General features: G+C 66.5%; 18 protein-coding genes and 1 riboswitch. Of the genes, 9 read left to right on the top strand and 9 right to left on the bottom strand.

Going from position 1 to position 21,874, the window contains the following annotated elements; all coding sequences use genetic code 11:
• Positions 1–109 precede the first annotated feature (109 nt).
• A complete protein-coding gene (locus HMPREF2581_RS16145; protein ID WP_003160904.1) occupies positions 110–526 on the bottom strand; it encodes a DUF2946 domain-containing protein in 417 nt (138 codons plus the stop codon).
• A 178-nt stretch (positions 527–704) separates the two neighbouring features.
• A riboswitch (S-adenosyl-L-homocysteine riboswitch) is annotated at positions 705–810 on the top strand.
• 22 nt (positions 811–832) lie between these two features.
• Between HMPREF2581_RS16145 and ahcY the strand changes: the two genes are divergently transcribed.
• The 5 genes from ahcY (at position 833) to HMPREF2581_RS16120 (ending at position 7,062) form a co-directional block, all read left to right on the top strand.
• Complete coding sequence (ahcY, locus tag HMPREF2581_RS16140; protein WP_004365056.1) at positions 833–2,242, top strand: adenosylhomocysteinase; 1,410 nt, start codon at positions 833–835, stop codon at positions 2,240–2,242.
• A gap of 40 nt (positions 2,243–2,282) precedes the next feature.
• Positions 2,283–2,837, top strand: a complete 555-nt coding sequence (locus tag HMPREF2581_RS16135; protein ID WP_004365055.1) for an HD domain-containing protein — start codon at positions 2,283–2,285, stop codon at positions 2,835–2,837.
• A gap of 66 nt (positions 2,838–2,903) precedes the next feature.
• Positions 2,904–3,752, top strand: coding sequence for a methylenetetrahydrofolate reductase [NAD(P)H] (metF, locus tag HMPREF2581_RS16130; RefSeq protein WP_003084639.1), 849 nt, complete (start codon positions 2,904–2,906; stop codon positions 3,750–3,752).
• 69 nt (positions 3,753–3,821) lie between these two features.
• Positions 3,822–4,892 carry a hypothetical protein gene (locus HMPREF2581_RS16125; RefSeq protein WP_003084637.1) on the top strand — a complete coding sequence of 357 codons (1,071 nt, stop codon included), beginning with the start codon at positions 3,822–3,824 and terminating at the stop codon, positions 4,890–4,892.
• A 250-nt stretch (positions 4,893–5,142) separates the two neighbouring features.
• On the top strand, positions 5,143–7,062 hold the full coding sequence (locus HMPREF2581_RS16120) for an RNA helicase RhlE2 (protein WP_003084635.1): 1,920 nt from the start codon (positions 5,143–5,145) through the stop codon (positions 7,060–7,062).
• A 95-nt stretch (positions 7,063–7,157) separates the two neighbouring features.
• On the opposite strand, the gene oprM is transcribed toward HMPREF2581_RS16120, so the two are convergent.
• The 3 genes from oprM to mexA are packed head-to-tail and all read right to left on the bottom strand — an operon-like array spanning position 7,158 to position 12,924.
• Positions 7,158–8,615 carry a multidrug efflux RND transporter outer membrane channel subunit OprM gene (gene oprM / locus HMPREF2581_RS16115; RefSeq protein WP_003084633.1) on the bottom strand — a complete coding sequence of 486 codons (1,458 nt, stop codon included), beginning with the start codon at positions 8,613–8,615 and terminating at the stop codon, positions 7,158–7,160.
• Position 8,616: 1 nt separating this feature from the next.
• On the bottom strand, positions 8,617–11,757 hold the full coding sequence (gene mexB, locus HMPREF2581_RS16110) for a multidrug efflux RND transporter permease subunit MexB (protein WP_003107312.1): 3,141 nt from the start codon (positions 11,755–11,757) through the stop codon (positions 8,617–8,619).
• Between the two features lie 15 nt (positions 11,758–11,772).
• Positions 11,773–12,924 carry a multidrug efflux RND transporter periplasmic adaptor subunit MexA gene (mexA, locus tag HMPREF2581_RS16105; protein ID WP_003118819.1) on the bottom strand — a complete coding sequence of 384 codons (1,152 nt, stop codon included), beginning with the start codon at positions 12,922–12,924 and terminating at the stop codon, positions 11,773–11,775.
• A 274-nt stretch (positions 12,925–13,198) separates the two neighbouring features.
• Between mexA and mexR the strand changes: the two genes are divergently transcribed.
• The gene (mexR, locus tag HMPREF2581_RS16100; RefSeq protein WP_004365054.1) at positions 13,199–13,642 is read left to right on the top strand and encodes an effux pump transcriptional repressor MexR; all 444 of its coding nucleotides are present in this window, start codon (positions 13,199–13,201) and stop codon (positions 13,640–13,642) included.
• Positions 13,643–13,710: 68 nt separating this feature from the next.
• On the opposite strand, the gene HMPREF2581_RS16095 is transcribed toward mexR, so the two are convergent.
• The 3 genes from HMPREF2581_RS16095 to HMPREF2581_RS16085 all read right to left on the bottom strand — a co-directional run bounded on the left by HMPREF2581_RS16095 (position 13,711) and on the right by HMPREF2581_RS16085 (position 16,538).
• Positions 13,711–14,286, bottom strand: coding sequence for a YceI family protein (locus HMPREF2581_RS16095; RefSeq protein WP_003084626.1), 576 nt, complete (start codon positions 14,284–14,286; stop codon positions 13,711–13,713).
• Positions 14,287–14,297: 11 nt separating this feature from the next.
• On the bottom strand, positions 14,298–14,867 hold the full coding sequence (locus tag HMPREF2581_RS16090; RefSeq protein ID WP_003106133.1) for a cytochrome b: 570 nt from the start codon (positions 14,865–14,867) through the stop codon (positions 14,298–14,300).
• Between the two features lie 180 nt (positions 14,868–15,047).
• Positions 15,048–16,538 carry a flavin monoamine oxidase family protein gene (locus HMPREF2581_RS16085; RefSeq protein WP_004365053.1) on the bottom strand — a complete coding sequence of 497 codons (1,491 nt, stop codon included), beginning with the start codon at positions 16,536–16,538 and terminating at the stop codon, positions 15,048–15,050.
• Between the two features lie 173 nt (positions 16,539–16,711).
• On the opposite strand from HMPREF2581_RS16085, the gene HMPREF2581_RS16080 reads away from it, so the two are divergent.
• The 3 genes from HMPREF2581_RS16080 (at position 16,712) to HMPREF2581_RS16070 (ending at position 20,380) form a co-directional block, all read left to right on the top strand.
• A complete protein-coding gene (locus HMPREF2581_RS16080) occupies positions 16,712–18,115 on the top strand; it encodes an adenosylmethionine--8-amino-7-oxononanoate transaminase (RefSeq protein WP_003084617.1) in 1,404 nt (467 codons plus the stop codon).
• A 92-nt stretch (positions 18,116–18,207) separates the two neighbouring features.
• Positions 18,208–18,930 (top strand): 16S rRNA (uracil(1498)-N(3))-methyltransferase, encoded by a 723-nt coding sequence (locus HMPREF2581_RS16075; RefSeq protein ID WP_003128980.1) that lies wholly within the window; start codon positions 18,208–18,210, stop codon positions 18,928–18,930.
• Positions 18,931–18,964: 34 nt separating this feature from the next.
• On the top strand, positions 18,965–20,380 hold the full coding sequence (locus tag HMPREF2581_RS16070; protein WP_003128978.1) for a hypothetical protein: 1,416 nt from the start codon (positions 18,965–18,967) through the stop codon (positions 20,378–20,380).
• 7 nt (positions 20,381–20,387) lie between these two features.
• On the opposite strand, the gene HMPREF2581_RS16065 is transcribed toward HMPREF2581_RS16070, so the two are convergent.
• Both HMPREF2581_RS16065 and HMPREF2581_RS16060 read right to left on the bottom strand, forming a co-directional pair.
• Positions 20,388–20,999, bottom strand: a complete 612-nt coding sequence (locus tag HMPREF2581_RS16065; RefSeq protein ID WP_003084610.1) for a LysE family translocator — start codon at positions 20,997–20,999, stop codon at positions 20,388–20,390.
• Positions 21,000–21,075: 76 nt separating this feature from the next.
• The gene (locus HMPREF2581_RS16060; protein ID WP_003128976.1) at positions 21,076–21,870 is read right to left on the bottom strand and encodes an AraC family transcriptional regulator; all 795 of its coding nucleotides are present in this window, start codon (positions 21,868–21,870) and stop codon (positions 21,076–21,078) included.
• Positions 21,871–21,874 lie beyond the last annotated feature (4 nt).

The raw sequence follows: 21,874 nt of genomic DNA, 5'->3' as shown, positions 1-21,874 counted from the left end.
AAGGCATGGTGGGCACGCCCGCCTCGCCCGGATGGACAGCGGCGAGCGCTGCGCGGACGAGGCAGGACGGGCGACGGATGCAAATGCCCGGCGCGGCGGGCGTTCAGGATCAGGCGGGGGAAGCGCGCGGGTTGGCCGGCGGCCAGACGTACCGGGGCGGCACCGGCTCGCGCGTGGCGGGCGGGCGGAAACGCGCCTGGCGTCGCCGTTGCAAGCGCCAGGACCAGATCACCCCGAGCGCGACGAACAGCACCAGGGCGCTGCACATCGGGCAGCTCACCGGCAACTGGGGATTGACCGGTACCGGATCGCCGGCGGACCCGTCGTCGGGATCCAGGGATAGCCATTGGCTGGCACCGGCGACGCAGAACAGCCCGACGCTGGCCTTCTGCCCTTTGTCGCTGCCCACTCCCAGCGCCTGCAGGTGCAGGACGCCGCAAGCCAGCGCGTTGACCAGCACGCAGGCACAGAGGGCGAAGCTCAGCCACTGCAACAGCGGTGAGCGGGAGATGGGAGCGATTCTCATGACCGCGCACTCTAGCATCCTGACACGCAAATTCCCCGCGCTTCTGCGCTGCGGTGCATCGCCGCAGCCCGAGGGCACGACGCACGGCGACGAGCGGCGTATCAGGGGTGACTTGGGAGTTTCATGTGGCGCCGCTATAATCGCCCGCTCAGGCGGCCCTTCGGGTCGCTCCCGCCTTCCGTTCGAGGGGCGCTGCAGCAGGCCTAGGCCTGTCAGGCTCGAACGGAGCGCGCTCTCAGGCCGGCCTCGCCGGTCTGTCAACGCACCAACGGCGCCCATTCGCAGACAACGAATGGAGAGTTACGCATGAGCGCTGTCATGACGCCCGCCGGTTTCACCGACTACAAGGTCGCCGACATCACCCTGGCCGCCTGGGGCCGCCGCGAGCTGATCATCGCCGAATCGGAAATGCCCGCACTGATGGGCCTGCGCCGCAAGTATGCCGGCCAGCAGCCGCTGAAAGGCGCGAAGATCCTCGGTTGCATCCACATGACCATCCAGACCGGCGTGCTGATCGAGACCCTGGTCGCGCTGGGCGCCGAAGTCCGCTGGTCGAGCTGCAACATCTTCTCCACCCAGGACCAGGCCGCCGCCGCCATCGCCGCAGCCGGCATCCCGGTGTTCGCCTGGAAGGGCGAGACCGAGGAAGAGTACGAATGGTGCATCGAGCAGACCATCCTCAAGGACGGCCAGCCGTGGGACGCCAACATGGTGCTGGACGACGGCGGTGACCTGACCGAGATCCTGCACAAGAAATACCCGCAGATGCTCGAGCGCATCCACGGCATCACCGAAGAGACCACCACCGGGGTCCACCGCCTGCTCGACATGCTCAAGAACGGCACCCTGAAAGTCCCGGCGATCAACGTCAACGACTCGGTGACCAAGAGCAAGAACGACAACAAGTACGGCTGCCGCCATAGCCTCAACGACGCCATCAAGCGCGGCACCGACCACCTGCTGTCGGGCAAGCAGGCCCTGGTGATCGGCTACGGCGACGTGGGCAAGGGCTCCTCGCAGTCGCTGCGCCAGGAAGGCATGATCGTCAAGGTCGCGGAAGTCGACCCGATCTGCGCCATGCAGGCCTGCATGGACGGCTTCGAAGTCGTCTCGCCGTACAAGAACGGCATCAACGACGGCACCGAGGCCAGCATCGACGCCGCGCTGCTGGGCAAGATCGACCTGATCGTCACCACCACCGGCAACGTCAACGTCTGCGACGCCAACATGCTCAAGGCGCTGAAGAAACGCGCGGTGGTCTGCAACATCGGCCACTTCGACAACGAGATCGACACCGCCTTCATGCGCAAGAACTGGGCCTGGGAAGAGGTCAAGCCGCAGGTGCACAAGATCCACCGCACCGGCAAGGACGGTTTCGACGCGTACAACGACGACTACCTGATCCTTCTCGCTGAGGGCCGCCTGGTCAACCTGGGCAACGCAACCGGCCATCCGAGCCGGATCATGGACGGTTCCTTCGCCAACCAGGTGCTGGCGCAGATCCACCTGTTCGAGCAGAAGTACGCCGACCTGCCGGCCGCCGAGAAGGCCAAGCGCCTGAGCGTCGAAGTGCTGCCGAAGAAGCTCGACGAGGAAGTGGCCCTGGAGATGGTCAAGGGCTTCGGCGGCGTGGTCACCCAGCTGACCCCGAAACAGGCCGAGTACATCGGCGTGAGCGTGGAAGGCCCGTTCAAGCCGGACACCTATCGCTACTAAGCGGACCACGGGGCAGGCGCCATGCGCCTGCCCCGTTCGCATGAGCGCTCCCACGATGTCCACGCACCTCGCCGATCGCTACAACCAGGCCTGGCTGTTCGCCGCCCGCGCCCACCGCAACCAGACCCTCAGCGGCTCGCCGCTGCCTTATCTGGTGCACCTGGGCATGGTCGCCAACGAGCTGCTGGCCGCCGATCGCGACGGTGCCATCGAACGGCTCGGGGAAACCCTGCAGATCGCGGTCCTGCACGACACCCTGGAAGACACGGCGACCTCACCCGAGGAGCTGCGGCAACAGTTCGGCGAGTTCGTCTGTGCCGGCGTGCAGGCCCTGAGCAAGCGCGTGGGCGACGGCCCCAAGCGTTCCCTCGACGACTATCTCCAGGCGCTTGCCGAGGGCCCGGCGCAGTACGCCCTGGTCAAGCTGTGCGACCGCATCACCAACCTGCAGCCACCGCCGCAGACCTGGAGCCAGGACAAGATCGCGAACTACCACCAGGAGTCGCAGCTGATCCTCGCTCGCCTCGGCCATGCCCACGCCGCGACGGCCCGACGCCTGCGGGAAAAAATCGAGCACTACCGCCAGTACTACTGAAGTACCCGGCGCTAGTCGGAATCAACAAGAAGAGGCGCGGCCGTGGTCGCGTCCAAGGAACCGATCATGAGTCAGAGCGAACGCCGTTTCAGCTTCGAGTTCTTCCCGGCGAAGACCGAGGCCGGCCATGAAAAGCTGTTGGCCACCGCCCGCAACCTGGCGGGCTACAAGCCCGACTTCTTCTCCTGCACCTACGGCGCCGGCGGATCCACCCGCGACCGCACGTTGAGTACCGTGCTGCAACTGGACGGCGAGGTGAAAGTGCCGACCGCGCCCCACCTGTCCTGTGTCGGCGACTCGAAAGCCGAGTTGCGCGAACTGCTCGGCCGCTACCGCGAGGCCGGCATCCGCCGCATCGTCGCCCTGCGCGGCGACCTGCCGTCGGGCATGGGCATGGCCAGCGGCGAACTGCGCTACGCCAACGAACTGGTGGACTTCATCCGCACCGAGACCGGCGACCACTTCCACATCGAGGTCGCCGCCTATCCGGAAGTCCACCCCCAGGCGCGCAGCTTCGAGGATGACCTGGCGAACTTCGTGCGCAAGGTGAAGGCCGGCGCCAGCAGCGCCATCACCCAGTACTTCTTCAACGCCGATGCCTATTTCTACTTCGTCGAGCGGGTCGCCAAGCTCGGCGTGGACATCCCGGTGGTCCCCGGCATCATGCCGATCACCAACTACTCCAAGCTGGCGCGCTTCTCCGACGCCTGCGGCGCCGAACTGCCGCGCTGGATCCGCAAGCAACTGGAAGCCTACGGCGACGACAGCCGCAGCATCCAGGCCTTCGGCGAGCAGGTCATCAGCGAGATGTGCGAACGCCTGCTGGAGGGCGGCGCACCGGGACTGCATTTCTATACTTTGAACCAGGCCGATCCGAGCCTGGCGATCTGGAAGAATCTCCAGCTGCCACGCTGATACCGCCCACGCGGTTCGGCCCGGCAGCGTATACCGGCAGGGAAGCCTCTCACGCGATCCACGACAGACATGGCCAACTCACGCAAGCATCTGATCTACCTGGTCTACGGGCGACAGACCTACCACCAGGAAGCCCTGTTCAGCATCGCCAGCGCCTTCGCCCACCTCCGCGACGGGGCGGCGCATGGCCTGACGGTCAGGGTCTATACCGACGACCCCAGTCCCTACGCCGGCCTGCCGGTGCAGGTCCGCGAAGTGACGGCCGAGGAGCTGGTCGCCTGGTGCCAACCGCACGGCTATCACTTCCGCGCCAAGCACGTGGCCCTGCGCGACGCCCTGGAAGACGCCGACCAGGCATTGCTGATCGACACCGATACCTTCTTCCACAGTTCGCCCCTGCGCCTGTTCGACCGCATCCAGCCCGGCAGCCTGCTGTGCAACGCGATCGGCGCGCGCTATGGCGAACACCGTAACTTCCCGCTCTACCGCGACCTCTCGCCCTACCTGTTCGAGCGCGGCTGGGCCGACGACGAGATGCACCAGCTCAACTCCGGCGTCATCGGCCTGCCTCGGGAAGAGGCGAAAATACTCGACCGTTCGTTGGAATTAATGGATGAACTCTATCCAATTGCCAACGGTGCCTATACTCTTGAGGAATTCGTCCTGGCCGTCGCCGCCCACAAGCGGCTGGAGCTGGTGGGTTGTACCGACCTGATCCACCATTACTGGAGCCGGAAACAGCTGTTCCGCGCGAAGATCCAGGCCTGGTTGTGCAAGCACGGTTCCTCCCTTCTCAGCGCTGCAGCCCTCGACGACACCCTCAAGGTGACCGATCGACTGCCACGCCCACCGCGTGCCAAGCGTCTGCTGTACAAGCTGGGAACCCTGCCGTTGCCGGCTCCGATGCGCCAGTTCAGTATCGAACTGCTCTACGGTTGCCACGAATACAGTAACGAGTTCGACCGGGCCTGCGGCCCCGTCTGGTGGGAGAAAGCCGCGACCAATGCCATCGAACGCTATCCGCAGGAACCGATTGCGGAACAAATCGAGGATTGGCTGAATCACAGCTTGCTGCGCAACCTCCTTGGCTCCCGGGCCAACGAGATCCGCCAGCATTTGCGCCAGCGTGACCTGCTCTGACCGCAGCCCTCCGTTGACGCTGCCCCCGGCCCCCCCACCCAGGGCCGGGAGCGAACCGGCCAGCGCCCCCGACCAGGTGCGCGGCCATGCCCGCGAGGGCACCCGTTCGACACCGGCCACCGAGCGCATACGCAGCGCCGCGGCCAGACCTTCCGCCCTGGCCGACAGGGCCCGAAGGTAGACAGGAGTTCGCAGAACTTGGTGATTTCACAGCAGCCGGCCTCGCCCCGGCCCATATAGGAAAACCCGCATGTCCTTTTCTTCCCTCGGACTCTCCGAGGCGCTTGCCCGCGCTGTGGAGGCTGCGGGCTACAGCCAGCCCACTCCCGTGCAACAGCGGGCGATTCCCGCCGTGTTGCAAGGTCGCGACCTGATGGTTGCGGCACAGACCGGCACCGGCAAGACCGGTGGTTTCGCCCTGCCGGTACTGGAGCGCCTGTTCCCCGCCGGTCATCCCGACCGCGAACACCGCCACGGCCCGCGCCAGGCGCGCGTGCTGGTACTGACCCCGACCCGTGAGCTGGCCGCCCAGGTGCATGACAGCTTCAAGGTCTACGCCCGCGACCTGCCGCTGAACAGCACCTGCATCTTCGGCGGGGTTGGCATGAACCCGCAGATCCAGGCCCTGGCCAAGGGCGTCGACGTACTCGTCGCCTGCCCCGGCCGCCTGCTCGACCTGGCCGGGCAGAACAAGGTCGACCTGTCCCACGTGGAAATCCTCGTCCTCGACGAAGCCGACCGCATGCTCGACATGGGCTTCATCCACGATGTGAAGAAGGTTCTCGCCAAGCTGCCGCCCAAGCGCCAGAACCTGCTGTTCTCGGCTACCTTCTCGAAAGACATCGTCGACCTCGCCAACAAGCTCCTGCACAACCCGGAACGCATCGAGGTAACGCCGCCGAACACCACGGTCGAGCGCATCGAGCAACGCGTGTTCCGCCTGCCGGCGCCGCAGAAGCGCGCCCTGCTGGCGCACCTGGTGACCGTCGGCGCCTGGGAACAGGTGCTGGTCTTCACCCGTACCAAGCACGGCGCCAACCGTCTCGCCGAGTACCTGACCAAGCACGGCCTGCCGGCCGCCGCGATCCATGGCAACAAGAGCCAGAACGCGCGGACCAAGGCGCTGGCCGACTTCAAGGCCAACGACGTGCGCATCCTGGTGGCGACCGACATCGCCGCCCGCGGCCTGGATATCGACCAGTTGCCCCATGTGGTCAACTACGAGTTGCCCAACGTCGAGGAAGACTACGTCCACCGCATCGGCCGTACCGGCCGCGCCGGACGCAGCGGCGAGGCGATCTCGCTGGTGGCGCCGGACGAAGAGAAGCTGCTCAAGGCCATCGAGAAGATGACCAGACAGCGTATTCCCGATGGCGATGCCCAGGGTTTCGACCCCGAGGCCGTGCTGCCCGAGGTGGCCCAGCCGGAGCCCCGCGAAGCGCCGCAGAAGCAGCCGCGCCGCGACAAGGAACGGCGCAGCAGCCGCGAGCGCAAGCCGAAAGACGCCCAGGCGAGCAACCCCGACAGCAATGTCGCTGCGGCCCAGGACGGTACCGAGAAGCCGGCCGGCAAGCGCCGCCGTCGCGGTGGCAAGAACAAGGAAAACCGCGAGGCCGGCCAAGCGCAGCAGCCGCGGCAGAGCCGCGAAGCGCGTCCGGCCAAGCCCAATCGGCCTCCGGAAGTCGACGGTAATCGCGATCCGGAAGAGTTCCTCGACGACGACTTCGACAATTTCGGCAACCGCGCCGACTACGTCAGCCCCTACCAGGGCCAGGAAAACAAGGGACGCGGACGCCGCGGTGGCCAGCAGAAACCCCAGGGCGGTACCGGCCAGCAGGGTCGTGGCCAAGGCCAGGGCCAAGCTCGCGGCAAGAGCCAGGGCGCCGCTCAAGGCGGCGCTCGCGGTCAGGGTGCCGGCCAGGGCAAGGCGAAGAAACCGCGCGCCAGCAAGCCGCGCGGCCAGGGTCGCGAGAATGCCTCGCGGATGAGCGACGCGCCGCTGCGCGAGCCGTCCGAGTACGGCACCGGCAAGCAGCCGAGCCGCCAGCCGGTGGTGATCAACAAGCGCGACCTGGTGCGCATGGATCGCTTCCCCACCGCCGAGCAGCTCGACGAGCTGGAGCCGCGGCGCAAGGGCGAGCGCCCCGCACTGCTGACCCGCAACCGCTAAGGCCGAGCGGGTCCGTGACGCGGACCCGCCGACTTCCGCGAGGATAAAAAAACGCCGACCCTAGGGTCGGCGTTCTTGCATGGCGCGGAAGGCGATCAGGCCTGCGGATCTTCCTTCTTCGCGGTCTGCTGCTGGGTCACGGTCTGCTGGTTCCAGCCGCCGCCGAGGGCCTTGTACAGGTTGACCTCGCTGGTCAGCTGGTTGAGGCGGTCGGTGATCAGTTGCTGCTGCGCGGTGAACAGCGAGCGTTGCGCGTCGAGCAGGGTCAGGTAGTTGTCCACCCCCGTGCGGTAGCGCTTGTCGGCGAGCTGGTAGTACTCGTCGCTGGCCTTGACCAGATCGCGCTGTGCCTGCAACTGCTCGGTGAAGGTACCGCGCGCGGCCAGACCGTCGGCGACTTCCTGGAAGGCGGTCTGGATCGCCTTCTCGTACTGCGCGACGTTGATGTCCTTCTGGATCTTCGCGTAGTCCAGGCTGGCGCGCAGGCTGCCGGCGGTGAAGATCGGCAGGTTGATCGACGGCTGGAACAACCAGGAGCCCGAACCGGCGTCGAACAGGCCGGACAGCTGGCGGCTCATGGTGCCGGCGTTGGCGGTCAGGCTGATGCTCGGGAAGAACGCCGCGCGCGCGGCGCCGATGCTGGCGTTGGCGGCCATGAGCTGGTGCTCGGCCTCGAGGATGTCCGGGCGCCGTTGCAGCAGGTCCGACGGCAGGCCCGCCGGCACTTCGGTCAGCAGGGTCTGGTCCAGGCCCAGGCCTTGCGGCAGGTTCGCCGGGATCCCGGAACCCAGCAGCAGGACCAGTGCATTCTGGTCCTGGGCTACCAGGCGGGTGTACTGCGCCAGGGTCGCGCGGGCGCCTTCCACGGCGGTCTGCGCCTGGCGCAGGTCGAGCGCGGAGGCGACGCCGACGTCGTAGCTGCGCTGGGTCAGGTCGAAACTCTTCTGGTAGGTGCCCAGGGTGTCCTTGGTCAGTTGCAACTGCGCCTGGTCGGCCTTCAGCGTCAGGTAGGCGGTCGCCACGCTGGCCACCAGGGTGGTCTGCGCGCTGCGCTGCGCCTGTTCGGTCGCCAGGTACTGCTCCAGGGCCTGGTCGCGCAGGCTGCGCAGGCGGCCGAAGAGATCGAGTTCCCAGGCGGTAGTGCCCAGGGTCACCCCGTACTGGCTGGAAATCGCCGGACTGCCGGTGGTCGACAGGTCGCCCGGCAAACGCTGGCGGGTGCCGCTACCGTCCACGCCGATCCGCGGGAACAGGTCGGCCCGCTGGATGCGGTACTGCGCCCGGAAGGCCTCGACGTTCAACGCGGCGACCCGCAGGTCGCGGTTGTTTTCCAGCGCCACGCCGATCAGTTGCTGCAACTGCGGGTCGCGGAAGAACTCGCGCCAGCCGATGTCGGCGGCCGGAACGGCCGCCGCGCCGGTGTTCTGCCCGTAGGCCTGCCCTTGCGGGTAGGCCGCGGCTACCGGCGCCTCGGGGCGCTGGTAGTCGGGGATCAGCGAGCAGCCGGACAGAACGACAGCGGCTACCGCCAGGGAAAGGAAGGACCGTTTCATATCATTGCCCCTTTTCGACGGACGCTTGCTGCTTGGACGCCTCGTCCTTGAACAGCGTGCTGACCGCCACGTAGAACAGCGGTACCCAGAAGATCGCCAGGACGGTCGCAGTGACCATGCCGCCGATCACGCCGGTACCGATCGCATGCTGGCTGCCCGAGCCGGCGCCGGTGGAGATCGCCAGCGGAACCACACCAAGGATGAACGCCAGGGAGGTCATCACGATCGGCCGCAGACGCATGCGGCAGGCCTCGATGGCCGCCTCGACGATGCCCTTGCCCTGCTCGTGCAGCTCCTTGGCGAACTCCACGATGAGAATGGCGTTCTTCGCCGACAGGCCGATGGTCGTCAACAGGCCCACCTGGAAGAACACGTCGTTAGACAGGCCGCGCATGGACGTCGCCAGCAGCGCGCCGATCACGCCCAACGGCACCACCAGCATCACCGAGAACGGAATCGACCAGCTTTCGTACAGGGCCGCCAGGCAGAGGAACACCACCAGCAGCGACAGCGCATACAGCGCCGGCGCCTGCGAGCCGGACAAGCGCTCCTCGTAGGACAGGCCGGTCCAGGAGTAGCCAACGCCTTTCGGCAATTGCTTGACGATCTCCTCGACCGCCGCCATGGCGTCACCGGAACTCAGGCCGGGCGCCGGCTCGCCGAGGATCTCCATCGCCGGCACGCCATTGTAGCGCTCCAGCTTCGGCGAACCGTATTCCCACTTGCCGGTGGCGAAGGCGTTGAACGGCACCATCTCGCCCTTGTCGTTGCGCACGTACCACTTGCTCAGGTCGTCCGGGTTCATCCGCGCGTCCGGCCTGCCCTGCAGGTAGACCCGCTTGACCCGGCCACGGTCGATGAAGTCGTTGACGTAGCTGGAACCCCAGGCGATGGACACGGTGCTGTTGATGTCGGCGAGGGACACGCCGAGGGCGCTGGCCTTCTCGTCGTCGATCTCCAGCTTGTACTGCGGTTCGTCGCTCATGCCGTTGGGGCGCACGCGTTGCAGCGCCGGGTTCTGCGCGGCGAGCATGAGGAACTTGTTGCGCGCCTGGAGCAGGACCTCGTGGCCGACGCCCGCCTGGTCCTGGAGGAACAGGTCGAAGCCGGTGGCGTTACCCAGTTCCAGTACCGACGGCGGCGCGAAGGCGAACACCATCGCGTCCTTGAAGCTGAAGAAGTGCATCTGCGCGCGCTTGGCCAGCTCGAACACGCTGTTCTCACCACCGGGACGCTCTTCCCAGGGCTTGAGCATGATGAACGCCATGCCCGAACTCTGGCCGCGGCCGGCGAAGTTGAAGCCGGTCACGGTGAACACCGAGCTGACCGAAGAGCTTTCCTTCTCCAGCAGGTATTCGCGCATCGAGTCCACCACCACCTGGGTACGCTCGGCACTGGAGCCCGGCGGGGTCTGTACCTGGGCGAACAGTACGCCCTGGTCCTCGTCGGGGAGGAACGCGGTGGGAATGCGGGTGAACATCCAGATCATCCCGGCCACGATCACCACGTAGATCAGCAGGTACGGCGCGCGATGCTTGAGGATCGACGCCACGCCCCGCTCGTAGCCGTGGGTGGTGGAAAGGAACATCCGGTTGAACCAGCCGAAGAAGCCGCCCTTGTGCTCGCCATGGTCGCCTTTCTCGATCGGCTTGAGCATGGTCGCGCAGAGCGCCGGGGTGAGGATCAGCGCCACGATCACCGAGAGGGCCATGGCCGACACGATGGTGATGGAGAACTGCCGGTAGATCACCCCGGTGGAGCCGCCGAAGAACGCCATCGGCAGGAATACCGCCGAGAGCACCATGGCGATACCGACCAGCGCGCCCTGGATCTGGCCCATGGACTTGCGCGCCGCCTCCCTTGGCGACAGGCCTTCCTCGGCCATCACCCGCTCGACGTTCTCCACCACCACGATGGCGTCGTCCACCAGCAAGCCGATGGCCAGCACCATGCCGAACATGGTCAGGGTGTTGATCGAGAAGCCGAACGCGGCGAGCACGCCGAAGGTCCCCAGCAGCACCACCGGTACGGCGATGGTCGGGATCAGCGTGGCGCGGAAGTTCTGCAGGAACAGGTACATCACCAGGAACACGAGGAGGATCGCCTCGCCGAGGGTCTTCACTACCTCATGGATCGAGGCCGAGACCACCGGGGTGGTGTCGTACGGGTAGACCACCTTCATGCCCTGCGGCATGAACGGTTCCAGGTTGGCGATGGTCTGGCGGATCGCCTTGGCGGTATCCAGCGCGTTGGCGCCGGTGGCCAGCTTGATCGCGATACCGGACGCCGGGCTGCCGTTGAACTGCGCGTTGATGCTGTAGTCCTGGCCGCCCAGGCCGACATCGGCGACGTCCTTCAGGCGCACCTGGGAACCGTCGGGATTGACCTTGAGCAGGATGTTCTCGAATTGCTCCGCGGTCTGCAGGCGGGTCTTGCCGATGATGGTGGCGTTGAGCTGCTGGCCCTTGACCGCCGGCAAGCCGCCGAGCTGGCCGGAGGAAATCTGCACGTTCTGCGCCTGGATCGCGCTGCTCACGTCGCCCGGGGTCAGCTGGTAGCTGTTCAGCTTGGCCGGGTCGAGCCAGATGCGCATCGAGTACTGCGAGCCGAACACCTGGAAGTCACCGACGCCCTTGGTCCGCGAGAGCGGGTCCTGGATGTTGGAAACGATGTAGTTCGACAGGTCTTCCTTGGTCATGCTGCCGTCGGTGGAAACCACACCGACCACCATGAGGAAGTTCTTCACCGCCTTGGTCACCCGGATCCCCTGGCGCTGCACTTCCTGCGGCAGCAGCGGGGTGGCCAGTTGCAGCTTGTTCTGCACCTGGACCTGGGCGATGTCGGGGTCGGTGCCCTGTTCGAAGGTCACGGTGATGGTCATGCTGCCGTCGGAGTTACTCTCCGAGGAGATGTAGCGCAGATTGTCGATCCCGTTCATCTGCTGCTCGATCACCTGGACCACGGTGTCCTGCACCGTCTCGGCCGAGGCGCCCGGGTAGCTCACCTGCACGGCGATGGCCGGCGGGGCGATGGCCGGGTACTGGTTGACCGGCAGACTGAGGATCGACAGGCCGCCCGCGAGCATGATCACCAAGGCGATCACCCACGCGAAAATGGGCCTATCAATGAAAAACTTCGACATTACGAATCCCCTTGATCAGCCCTTGCTGTCGGTTTTCGCCGGAGCGGCGTCGGCCTTCTGCGCGGACGCGACATTCTTCGCCGGCACGGTCTTCACCTCGACACCCGGCTGCACGAACTGCAGGCCTTCGGTAATGATCTTGTCGCCGGCGTTCAGGCCTTCGGTGACCAGCCACTTGTCGCCGATCACCCGGTCGGCCTTGATCACCCGCAGCTCGACCTTGTTCTGCGCGTTCACCACCAGCGCGGTAGCCTGGCCCTTGAGGTCGCGGGTCACGCCTTGCTGCGGAGCGAGGATGGCCTTCTGCTTGACGCCTTCCTGCAACTGCGCGTGAACGAACATGCCGGGCAGCAGCTCGTTGTTCGGGTTGGGGAACACGGCGCGGATGGTGACCGAGCCGGTGCCTTCGTCGACGGAAACCTCGGAGAATTCGAGGCGGCCTTCCAGCGGGTATTGGCTACCGTCCTCCAGCTTCAGGGAGACCTTCGCAGCGTTGTCGCCGGCGCGCTCCAACTGGCCGCTGGCCAGTTCGCGGCGCAGGCGCAGCAGGGCGGTGGACGGCTGGGTGACGTCGACGTAGATCGGGTCGAGCTGTTGCACGGTGGCCATCGCGTTGGCCTGGCCGTTGGTCACCAGGGCGCCTTCGGTCACCGCGGAACGGCCGATGCGGCCGGAGATCGGCGACAGCACCTTGGTGTAGCGCAGGTTGATCCGCGCCTGTTCCACCGCCGCCTTGGACTGCAGGTAGGCGGCATTGGCGTCGGCGTACTGCTGCTTGCTCACGGCCTGGTCGGCGACCAGCAGCTTGTAGCGCTGGGCCTGCTCCTGGGTCGAGGCCAGGTTGGCCTGGGCGCTCTGGTAGTCGGCCTCGTAGGTGGCGGGGTCGATCTGGTAGAGCTGCTGCCCGGCCTTGACGTCGCTGCCTTCCTTGAACAGGCGCTTGAGGATGATGCCGTTCACCTGGGGACGCACCTCGGCGATGCGGAACGCATTGGTCCGGCCCGGCAGCTCGGTATTCAGGGTCACCGTCTGCGCTTCCAGGGTCACGATTCCGACCTCCGGCGTTTGCGCCGGCGGCGGCGCCTCGCTTTTTCCGCACCCGGAAAGGGCCGAAATCGCGACCAGCAGGGCCGGAACCAGTACACGCATGGCTGGCGTTCGTTGCATAGCGTTGTCCTCATGAGCGAAAGCGGCCGATGCAGCGTGAAGGCGCTGCACCGGCTCGAAGAAGGCAGGCAAAATACTTACATTCATAGGTGTTTGTAAACGTCCGAAAGCCTCGCGTGAAAACACCTGAAACGTTTTAGCTCGATGGCCGGTTATCCACCCGGCGCCATGGCCCATATTCAGAACCTGAAACAAGGTTGATAAGGTCAACTAAAATAAGCAAAATAGTTGACTGGATCAACCACATTTACATTAGGTTTACTCGGCCAAACCAATGAACTACCCCGTGAATCCCGACCTGATGCCCGCGCTGATGGCGGTCTTCCAGCATGTACGGACGCGCATCCAGAGCGAGCTCGATTGCCAGCGACTCGACCTGACCCCGCCCGACGTCCATGTATTGAAGCTTATCGACGAACAACGCGGGCTGAACCTGCAGGACCTGGGACGCCAGATGTGCCGCGACAAGGCACTGATCACCCGGAAGATCCGCGAGCTGGAGGGAAGAAACCTGGTCCGCCGCGAGCGCAACCCCAGCGACCAGCGCAGCTTCCAGCTCTTCCTCACCGACGAGGGGCTGGCCATCCACCAGCATGCGGAAGCCATCATGTCACGCGTGCATGACGAGTTGTTTGCCCCGCTCACCCCGGAGGAACAAGCCACCCTGGTGCATCTCCTCGACCAATGCCTGGCCGCGCAACCGCTTGAGGATATTTAAGAACATTCTTTTCGAAGCACAATGAAAAACGCCGGCGATCGCCGGCGTTTTTCGTTTCAGGTATCCGCTTACTGGCGAATGCCTTCGACGGAGAGCAGCAGCTCGACTTCCTGGGATGCCGGGCCGAGGTCCATCTTGATGCCGAAGTCTTTCAGCTTCAGGGTGGCGCTGCCTTCGAAGCCGGCACGGTAGCCGCCCCACGGGTCGTCGCCCTGGCCGATCAGCTTGGCCTTGATGGTGACCGGCTTGGTCACGCCGTTCAGGGTCAGGTTGCCGGTGATGTCGGCGCTGTCGCCGTTGGCCTTCACTTCGGTGGATTCGAAGGTAGCGGTCGGGTTCTTGCTGACGTTGAGGAAATCACCGCTGCGCAGGTGCTTGTCACGCTCGGCATGGTTGGTGTCCACGCTGTTGGTGTTGATGGTCACCTTGACCTTGTCGGCCGACGGGTTCTTCTCGTCGAAGGTGAAGCTGCCGTCGAAGTCGTTGAAGCGGCCGTACAGCCAGCTATAGCCCAGGTGCTTGATGCGGAACTCGATGAAGGCGTGCTGGCCTTCCTTGTCGATCTTGTAGTCCGCGGCCATTGCCTGGCCGGCGGTGAACAGTGCGGAGCCGAGCGCCAGCGCGGCAAGGGTCTTCTTCAGCATGGACATTCTCCTTAACGTGGTTGTTGATCATTCGACGAGCGACCGAGCATGCGCTTTAGGGTCGGGTCGCGGTCGACGAAGTGATGCTTGAGGGCGGCCAGGGCATGGAGGACGGCGAAGACCACCAGCGCCCAGGCCAGGTAGAGATGGATTTCACCCGCGACGTCCGCCTGGTCGGGCAGCCCGCTGAGGGTCGCCGGCACGGAGAACCAGCCGAATACGCTGATCGGTTCGCCGTCGGCGGTGGAAATCAGGTAGCCCGCGACGATCACCGCCAGCAGCAGCCCGTACAGCGCGAGGTGGCCGAGCTTGCTCGCTACCCGCGTGAGCGGACCGTGGTTGGCCGGCGCCGGCGGCGGCGGGCTGACGAAACGCCAGACGATCCGCACCAGCAGGGCGATGGCCAGCAGGATGCCGATGCTTTTATGCAGCGCCGGCGCGGGGTGGTACCAGGGGTCGTAATAGCTCAGTTCGCGCATCCACAGGCCCAGGCCGAACAGGCCGAAGACCACCAGCGCGCTGCCCCAGTGCAGGAACAGGCTGAATACGCCGTAACGGGATGAGGTATTGCGCCACTGCATGAAAAACTTCCTTGAAAAGCGAAGCCTCAAGACTAGCGGCAAATCCATCGAGTTAAAGCAGAAAATTCTGCTTTGAAACATCGATTCACAAGATAGGTTCGCAGGCTAAGAAAAAACCCTGGATTGCGCTGCGAACCGGGAAGCGCAAGGCGCCGGAGCTTCCGGCGCCGGCGAAGGGAATCAATCGAACAGGCGGGTGAACCAGGCGAACGGGTTCTTCTTCTCGCCGCCGGTCGTCGGTGCGGCTACCTTCTCGGCCTTCGCCACCATCGGCGCGCCCTCGATCACCGGCGTCTTGCCGGCGTACAGGTCGCGCACCTGGCTGGCGGCGCGCTTGCCGCTGCGCAGCGCCCCCTCGATGGTGCCGGGGTACAGCGCATCGGTGTGCTCGCCGGCGAAGGCGACCCGCGACAGCGGCTGTTCCCAGATCCGCCAGAAGCGCGTCACCTGGCCCGGACCGTAGGCCAGGTAGGAACCGCCGGTGCCCGGGTCGGCGCTGTAGCGACGAATTTCGTAGCCGCCGAAGGCACCGCGCATCTTCGGATAGAACTTGTTCATGCGGATCAGCACCTGGTCGACCATCTGCCGGTCGCCGAAAGCCTGCAGCACGCGGGCGTTGTCGCCGGACAGGTTGATCAGCACGTTGGCGCCGCCTTTCAGCGCCGGCTCGACCCAGATCATGCCCAGGCCCTGGTCGCTGAAGATCTCGCCGGAGAGGCGCGACTTGTCGTCCCACACCGGACGCTTGAACTTCAGCAGGATCTGGTCGCGCCAGCCATAGTTGGTGCCCTTCAGCGCGGACATCTGGGTACCGCTCAGGGACGGGGTCATCTGGATCTGGCCGAGCGCCTTCAGCGGCACGGCGAGAACCACGTAGTCGGCCTTGTAGGTCTCGCTGCCGGCCTTGACGGCGACGCCGTCCTTGGCCTGGACGATGCTCGACACCTTGGATTTGGTCTTGATCGTCTTGATCTGCTTGACGAAGGCTTCCGCCAGCACCTGGCTGCCGCCGGGCAGGCGCGCCGCGCGCAGGTCGCGGTCGTCGACGCCACGGTAGGCGCGGCCCTGCTGGGCGAGGTAGAGCAGCGACAGGCGCGACGGTTCGTCGTAGCGCGAACGGATACGCTGGTTGACCAGCAGGCGCGCGGTCGGCGACAGGTTCAGCTTGTCCAGCCAGCGCGCGGCGTTCATCTGGTCGAGGGCGAACAGGGTATTGCTCGAGGCAGGGTTGAGCGGGTCGGAGATCGATGCAGAGAGATCGTCCAGGGTCGACTCGAAGCGCTTGAGGTCGGCGGCGACGTTCGGCTGCTTGAGCGCGAGATCGCTGCTGCTGTAGTACAGGCCGTCGATCAGGTAGCTGGGGGTGCGGACGAAGTCCGGCGCCGGCACCGGCTTCAGCTTGAAGGTGTCCAGGTAGGCATTGAGCGTGGGCTGGACCTTCTGGTTGCCGACCCATTCGCTGGTGGCCAGGCCGGAACGCCCGCCCACCTGCGGCCGCGCTTCGAGCACCGTGACCTGCCAGCCGTCCTTCTGCAATTCGTAGGCCGCGCTCAGGCCTGCCAGGCCCGCGCCGACGACGATCGCCGTAGGCTGTTTATCCTTGCCCAGCGCCACCGCGCTGAACACCCCCAACATGAGAAACGCCGCGGCGCGCAGCCACCTTAACGACATACCGGACTCCCCAGGAAAAAAGCAAAGACGCAACGGCGCGCAGCATACGCCAGAGCCGTTTGGGCCACCATAGGAGTCCGTCGGCGGCTGCTGTCGGATGTGTCCCAACCCACCGGGTTGTTCATCTCACCCCCATTGCATAGGCTTTGCCGATCGATCCGAGGAGACAGCCCATGGGCCTTAACGCCGACTGGATGCAGCGCGACCTGAACGTACTCTGGCATCCCTGTACCCAGATGAAAGACCACGAACGCCTGCCGGTGATCCCGATCCGCCGCGGCGAAGGCGTCTGGCTGGAGGATTTCGAAGGCAAGCGCTACATCGACGCGGTCAGTTCCTGGTGGGTCAATGTGTTCGGCCACGCCAACCCGCGCATCAACCAGCGCATCAAGGACCAGGTCGACCAGTTGGAGCACGTGATCCTCGCCGGATTCAGCCACCAGCCGGTGATCGAGCTGTCGGAGCGACTGGTGAAGATCACCCCGCCGGGGCTCGACCGGGTGTTCTACGCCGACAGCGGCTCGGCGGGCATCGAGGTCGCGCTGAAGATGAGCTACCACTTCTGGCTCAATAGCGGCAGGCCGCGCAAGAAGCGCTTCGTCACCCTGACCAACAGCTACCACGGCGAAACCATCGCGGCGATGTCGGTGGGCGACGTGGCGCTGTTCACCGAAACCTACAAGTCGCTGCTGCTGGACACCATCAAGGTGCCCAGCCCGGACTGCTTCCTGCGTCCGGACGGCATGTGCTGGGAAGAACATTCGCGGAACATGTTCGCCCACATGGAGCGCACCCTGGCCGAAGGGCACGACGAGATCGCCGCGGTCATCATCGAACCGCTGATCCAGGGCGCCGGCGGCATGCGCATGTACCATCCGGTCTACCTCAAGCTGCTGCGCGAAGCCTGCGACCGCTATGGCGTGCACCTGATCCACGACGAGATCGCGGTGGGCTTCGGCCGCACCGGGACGATGTTCGCCTGCGAGCAGGCCGGCATCGCCCCGGATTTCCTCTGCCTGTCCAAGGCCCTCACCGGCGGCTACCTGCCGATGTCCGCGGTGCTGACCAGCGAGACCATCTACCGGGGCTTCTACGATGACTACCAGACCCTGCGCGCCTTCCTCCACTCGCACACCTATACCGGCAACCCGCTGGCCTGCGCCGCCGCCCTGGCGACCCTGGACATCTTCGAGGAAGACAAGGTGATCGAGGCCAACCGCGCGCTGTCCACCCACATGGCCAGGGCCACCGCGCACCTGGCCGACCACCCGCATGTCGCCGAGGTGCGCCAGACCGGGATGGTCCTGGCCATCGAAATGGTCCAGGACAAGGCGTCCAGGACGCCCTACCCCTGGCAGGAGCGCCGCGGCCTGAAGGTCTTCCAGCATGGCCTGGAGCGCGGCGCGCTGCTGCGCCCGCTGGGCAGCGTGGTGTATTTCCTGCCGCCCTACGTGATTACCCCGGAGCAGATCGACTTCCTCGCCGAGGTGGCCAGCGAAGGCATCGACATCGCCACCCGCGACGCGGTCAGCGTGGCGGTCAGCGACTTCCACCCGGACCACCGCGATCCGGGCTGAACGTCGCCGCCCCTTCGTCCCGAGGGGGCCGGTTCCAGCGCCCCGCGGCAGGCAGTAAACTGCGCGCCTGTCGCCACTACCCTCGAATCGCCATGCGCCTGTCCCGCTTCTTCGTCGACCAGCCCCTCGCCCTCGGCCAGCACGACCTGCCCGAGACCCAGGCCCACTACATCGGCCGCGTGCTGCGGCACGCCACGGGCGACGCCGTGCAACTGTTCGACGGCAGCGGCCGGGAATACCTCGGCGAGCTGGTCGAGGTCGGCAAGAAGAATGTCCGCGTCGAACTCCGCGAGCAGTTCGCCGGCCAGCCCGACTCGCCCCTGCGTATCCACCTGGGGCAAGGCCTGTCGCGCGGCGAGCGGATGGACTGGGCGATCCAGAAGGCCACCGAGCTGGGGGTGGCGGAAATCACCCCGATCGTCAGCGAGCGTTGCGAAGTGCGCCTGAAGGACGAGCGCGCCGACAAGCGCCTGCAACACTGGCGCCAGGTGGCGATCAGCGCCTGCGAGCAGTGCGGCCGTTCGAGCCTGCCGCTGATCCATCCGCCGCTGGCCCTGGAGGACTGGCTGCGCGGGCGGGACGATGAGCTCAGGCTGGTCCTGCACCCTGTGGCCGCCCCCCTGGCCAGCCATGTGCCGCCGTCGCGCCTGGCCTTCCTGGTGGGTCCCGAAGGCGGCCTGAGCGATGCCGAGGTGGAGCAGGCGAAGGCGGCCGGCTTCCACGCCGCGCGCCTCGGCCCGCGAGTGCTGCGCACCGAGACCGCGCCGGTGGTAGCGTTGGCGGTGGCCCAGCAACTCTGGGGCGACTTCGCCTGATATCTCTCCCGCCGCTTTACAACGGCGACAGCCAGTGAATACCGTTGCGCAACCCACTTCGCAACGGATCGCACGCATGGACACGCCCGTTACCTTCGATTGGAAGATCCGCCTGCCCGACGTGCTCGGCGTACTCCGCCGAGACTATGCCGGACGCTTCCCGCAGTTGGCCTCCGCCGCACTGGAGACGCTGCTGGAGCGCCTGCGCGACGACCTTCCCGAGGATTTCCTGCCAGCCCTCGGCCAGGAGCTGGAATCCCTCGGACTGGCGTTGGTGGAACGCCTGGACGAAGACGACAGCCTGAACCTGTACGTGGTCGGCGCCACCCACAGCCAGCGCCTCCTCGATGCGCTCGCAGCGCAGGGCCACAACGCCCGCACGCTGCGCCAGGAAAACGCCCCCGAGGGCGCCCGGGCGGCCCTCCCCGCCGCCGCGCCGGCCGGCCTGGCGCCGGCTTCGGCCTACATCTGCCTCGAACACGCCGAGCACCTGGCGCCCGGCCTGGCCATCGCCCGCCTGCCGGGCGAGGACAGCCGCAACCTGCTGGACCTGCGCCAATGGCCCAGGCTGCAACGCCTGCCCGATGGCGCGGAGGAAACCCAGGGCGCGTTGCTCTGCCGGGCCAGTTCGGCGGACGGCCTGCACGCCTGGGTCAGGATGACCCGTTCGGGAAGCCCCTACGCCTGGCTGCATCGCTCCCGCGACCTCGCCTCGTTGACGCCCGAACTACCGCCCTTGCCGCTGCCGCCGGCGCAGTCGTTGCGCCAACGCCGCACCCCGGAACTTGCCATCGGCCTGGCCGGGGACGACCTGCTCCTGGCCGACCGCGGCCTGTTCTTCCTCTATCCGGGCTTCGCCCAGGGCAACGACGAACCACGGTTGCTCTTCGAGGTGCCGCAAGCGCGGCACTCCATCGAGAATCCGCCGGCGGTCTTCACCACTCCGGACCAGCGCGTCTGCCTGCTCTCCCGCGGGCAGTTCTTCGAATGGCGCGAGGCACGCATCCAGCCCCTGCCGTTCCCCGTCGGCAAGGATCTGCCCGCCGATCCGGCGCAACCGACCTCGGCGGCGCCCGGGACCATCGTCTGGCTGGAGCGTGAAACGCTCTGCGAAGGCCGGCTCGACAGCGGCGAGATCCGCAGCCACTCGCTGGACGGCCTGGCCGAAGGTCCCTACCTGAAGCTCCAGGCCCTGGACGGAGGCTGGCTGCTCCTGGCACCGTGGCTGGAACCGCATCGCTCGCGGGACCTCGCCCAGCTCTGGCACCTCGAATCCGGCCGGGCGCTGCGCATCCGCTACGGCGAACTGGACCTGGAGGGCGGACTACAGCACTGGGCGGAGCTGCCCGACGGCCGGATCGTCGTCGGCGACCATGCCCGGCATGTCGACCTCGGCAGGTTCGAAAGCCTGCGCCAACGCCTGCTGCGGCGGCGCCTGGCGCCGGCCTGAGGCGCGGCTACAGCCCGCGCAGCGCCAGTCCCGCCAGGCCGAGCAGGAGCACGCCGCAACCGGCGTAGCTGACGCGGTGCCAGAACAGCGAGGTGTTGCGCCGCAGCCAGTCCACCAGCGCCGCGCAGCAAAAGCACCAGATCAGCGACGAGAGCATGAAACCGGCGAAGAACACCAGCGACTGCGCCTGGTTCGGCGTGCCGTCGACGATCCCCGCCAGGGCGCTGCCGAGGGCGCCCCAATAGACCACGTTCTTCGGGTTGGACAGGGAGATCGCCGCGCCGGCGCCGAAGGCGTTGCGCCCCTGCTCGCCGGCATCCTCCGCCGCCAGCGGCGGACTCCAGGCGTCGCGCAAGCCTTGCACGCCTAGCCAGGCCAGGTAGGCGGCACAGGCCAGGGTCAGGGGAATCCGCACCTGTTCGTAGCCCAGCAGCAGCGCCAGCCCGGTGAGCCCGAGCAGGGCCCAGACGGCATCGCCGATCAGCGACCCCAGTTGCACCAGCAACGCCGGGCGGAAGCCGCCGGTCAAACCACGGCGCAGCGTTTCGCTGAACACCGCGCCAGGAGAAACATTGAAGGCGAAACCGAACAGCAAGGCGGCGAGGAAGATGGCGAGCATGGGACGACGACTCCGTGGGTGGGTCGTCGGATTATCCCGGCCGGCAGCGAAGCGGACTTGAACCGGATTGCGCAGTTCAGCCGCGCACAGCGCGCTGGTAGCGGCCCGGCGAAATGCCGTAGGCGCTGGTGAAGTAACGGGTCAGGTGGCTCTGGTCGGCGAAGCCCAGGGCGTGGGCCACCTCGCCCACCGCCAGGCCACGGCGTAACAGGCCGAGGGCGCGGCGGGTGCGCAATTGCATGCTCCACTGTCGCGGGCTGAGCCCGGTGGCCTTCTTGAACGCCCGCAGCAGGTGGTATTTCGACAGGCCCACCTGCTCCGCCATCCCATCCAGGTCCGGCGGCTCGGCCAGGCGCTCGGCGAGCAGCGCCTGCAGGCGGGCGACAGCCGGGCGCCCAGGATCGGCCCTCTGCGGCAGGCGGGTGCCGCTCGCCGCCAGCAGGCGGCCGAGGAACTCCAGCAGGCGCTCCTCGCCCCGTTCGCGGGCGAAGCGGTCGCTGGCCAGCAAGGCTTCGATGCTGGCGGCCAACTCGCGGCCCAGCGCCGGATTGCGCAGCAGCGGGCGGTCGAACTCGACGGAGGAAAGATCCAGGCTGCTCGCCAGTTCGGCGGCAGGCAGATAGAGGCTGGCGAAGCGCCAGGGCTGGCCGTCGCGGACGCCGCCGCCCTGGATCTGCCCCGGGTTGTAGAGGGTCAGGTCGCCGCTGTCGGCCTGGAAGGTACGGCCATCCAGCCAGACATCTTCCAATCCGCAGAGGTTGGCGCTGATGACGAACTCGTCGTGGCTGTGCTTCTCGAAGCGGTGCCCGGCCAGGCTGGCGCTGGCGACCTCGAGGGAGGCGCCGATCCGCGCGTGTTGCAGGCCGGCCATGGAC

Origin of the sequence: Pseudomonas sp. HMSC057H01, from assembly GCF_001836405.1 — a bacterium.
In the GTDB taxonomy this organism is placed as follows: Bacteria; Pseudomonadota; Gammaproteobacteria; order Pseudomonadales; family Pseudomonadaceae; genus Pseudomonas; species Pseudomonas aeruginosa.
The sequence above is the reverse complement of the archived record's forward strand: the minus strand, read 5'-3'. Positions and strand labels throughout refer to the sequence as shown.

Bases quoted from the DNA above. Each gene is read 5' to 3' on its own strand.
- HMPREF2581_RS16145 (WP_003160904.1), bottom strand. From the start codon at position 526: ATGAGAATCGCTCCCATCTCCCGCTCACCGCTGTTGCAGTGGCTGAGC.
- ahcY (WP_004365056.1), top strand. From the start codon at position 833: ATGAGCGCTGTCATGACGCCCGCCGGTTTCACCGACTACAAGGTCGCC.
- HMPREF2581_RS16135 (WP_004365055.1), top strand. From the start codon at position 2,283: ATGAGCGCTCCCACGATGTCCACGCACCTCGCCGATCGCTACAACCAG.
- metF (WP_003084639.1), top strand. From the start codon at position 2,904: ATGAGTCAGAGCGAACGCCGTTTCAGCTTCGAGTTCTTCCCGGCGAAG.
- HMPREF2581_RS16125 (WP_003084637.1), top strand. From the start codon at position 3,822: ATGGCCAACTCACGCAAGCATCTGATCTACCTGGTCTACGGGCGACAG.
- HMPREF2581_RS16120 (WP_003084635.1), top strand. From the start codon at position 5,143: ATGTCCTTTTCTTCCCTCGGACTCTCCGAGGCGCTTGCCCGCGCTGTG.
- oprM (WP_003084633.1), bottom strand. From the start codon at position 8,615: ATGAAACGGTCCTTCCTTTCCCTGGCGGTAGCCGCTGTCGTTCTGTCC.
- mexB (WP_003107312.1), bottom strand. From the start codon at position 11,757: ATGTCGAAGTTTTTCATTGATAGGCCCATTTTCGCGTGGGTGATCGCC.
- mexA (WP_003118819.1), bottom strand. From the start codon at position 12,924: ATGCAACGAACGCCAGCCATGCGTGTACTGGTTCCGGCCCTGCTGGTC.
- mexR (WP_004365054.1), top strand. From the start codon at position 13,199: ATGAACTACCCCGTGAATCCCGACCTGATGCCCGCGCTGATGGCGGTC.
- HMPREF2581_RS16095 (WP_003084626.1), bottom strand. From the start codon at position 14,286: ATGCTGAAGAAGACCCTTGCCGCGCTGGCGCTCGGCTCCGCACTGTTC.
- HMPREF2581_RS16090 (WP_003106133.1), bottom strand. From the start codon at position 14,867: ATGCAGTGGCGCAATACCTCATCCCGTTACGGCGTATTCAGCCTGTTC.
- HMPREF2581_RS16085 (WP_004365053.1), bottom strand. From the start codon at position 16,538: ATGTCGTTAAGGTGGCTGCGCGCCGCGGCGTTTCTCATGTTGGGGGTG.
- HMPREF2581_RS16080 (WP_003084617.1), top strand. From the start codon at position 16,712: ATGGGCCTTAACGCCGACTGGATGCAGCGCGACCTGAACGTACTCTGG.
- HMPREF2581_RS16075 (WP_003128980.1), top strand. From the start codon at position 18,208: ATGCGCCTGTCCCGCTTCTTCGTCGACCAGCCCCTCGCCCTCGGCCAG.
- HMPREF2581_RS16065 (WP_003084610.1), bottom strand. From the start codon at position 20,999: ATGCTCGCCATCTTCCTCGCCGCCTTGCTGTTCGGTTTCGCCTTCAAT.
- HMPREF2581_RS16060 (WP_003128976.1), bottom strand. From the start codon at position 21,870: ATGGCCGGCCTGCAACACGCGCGGATCGGCGCCTCCCTCGAGGTCGCC.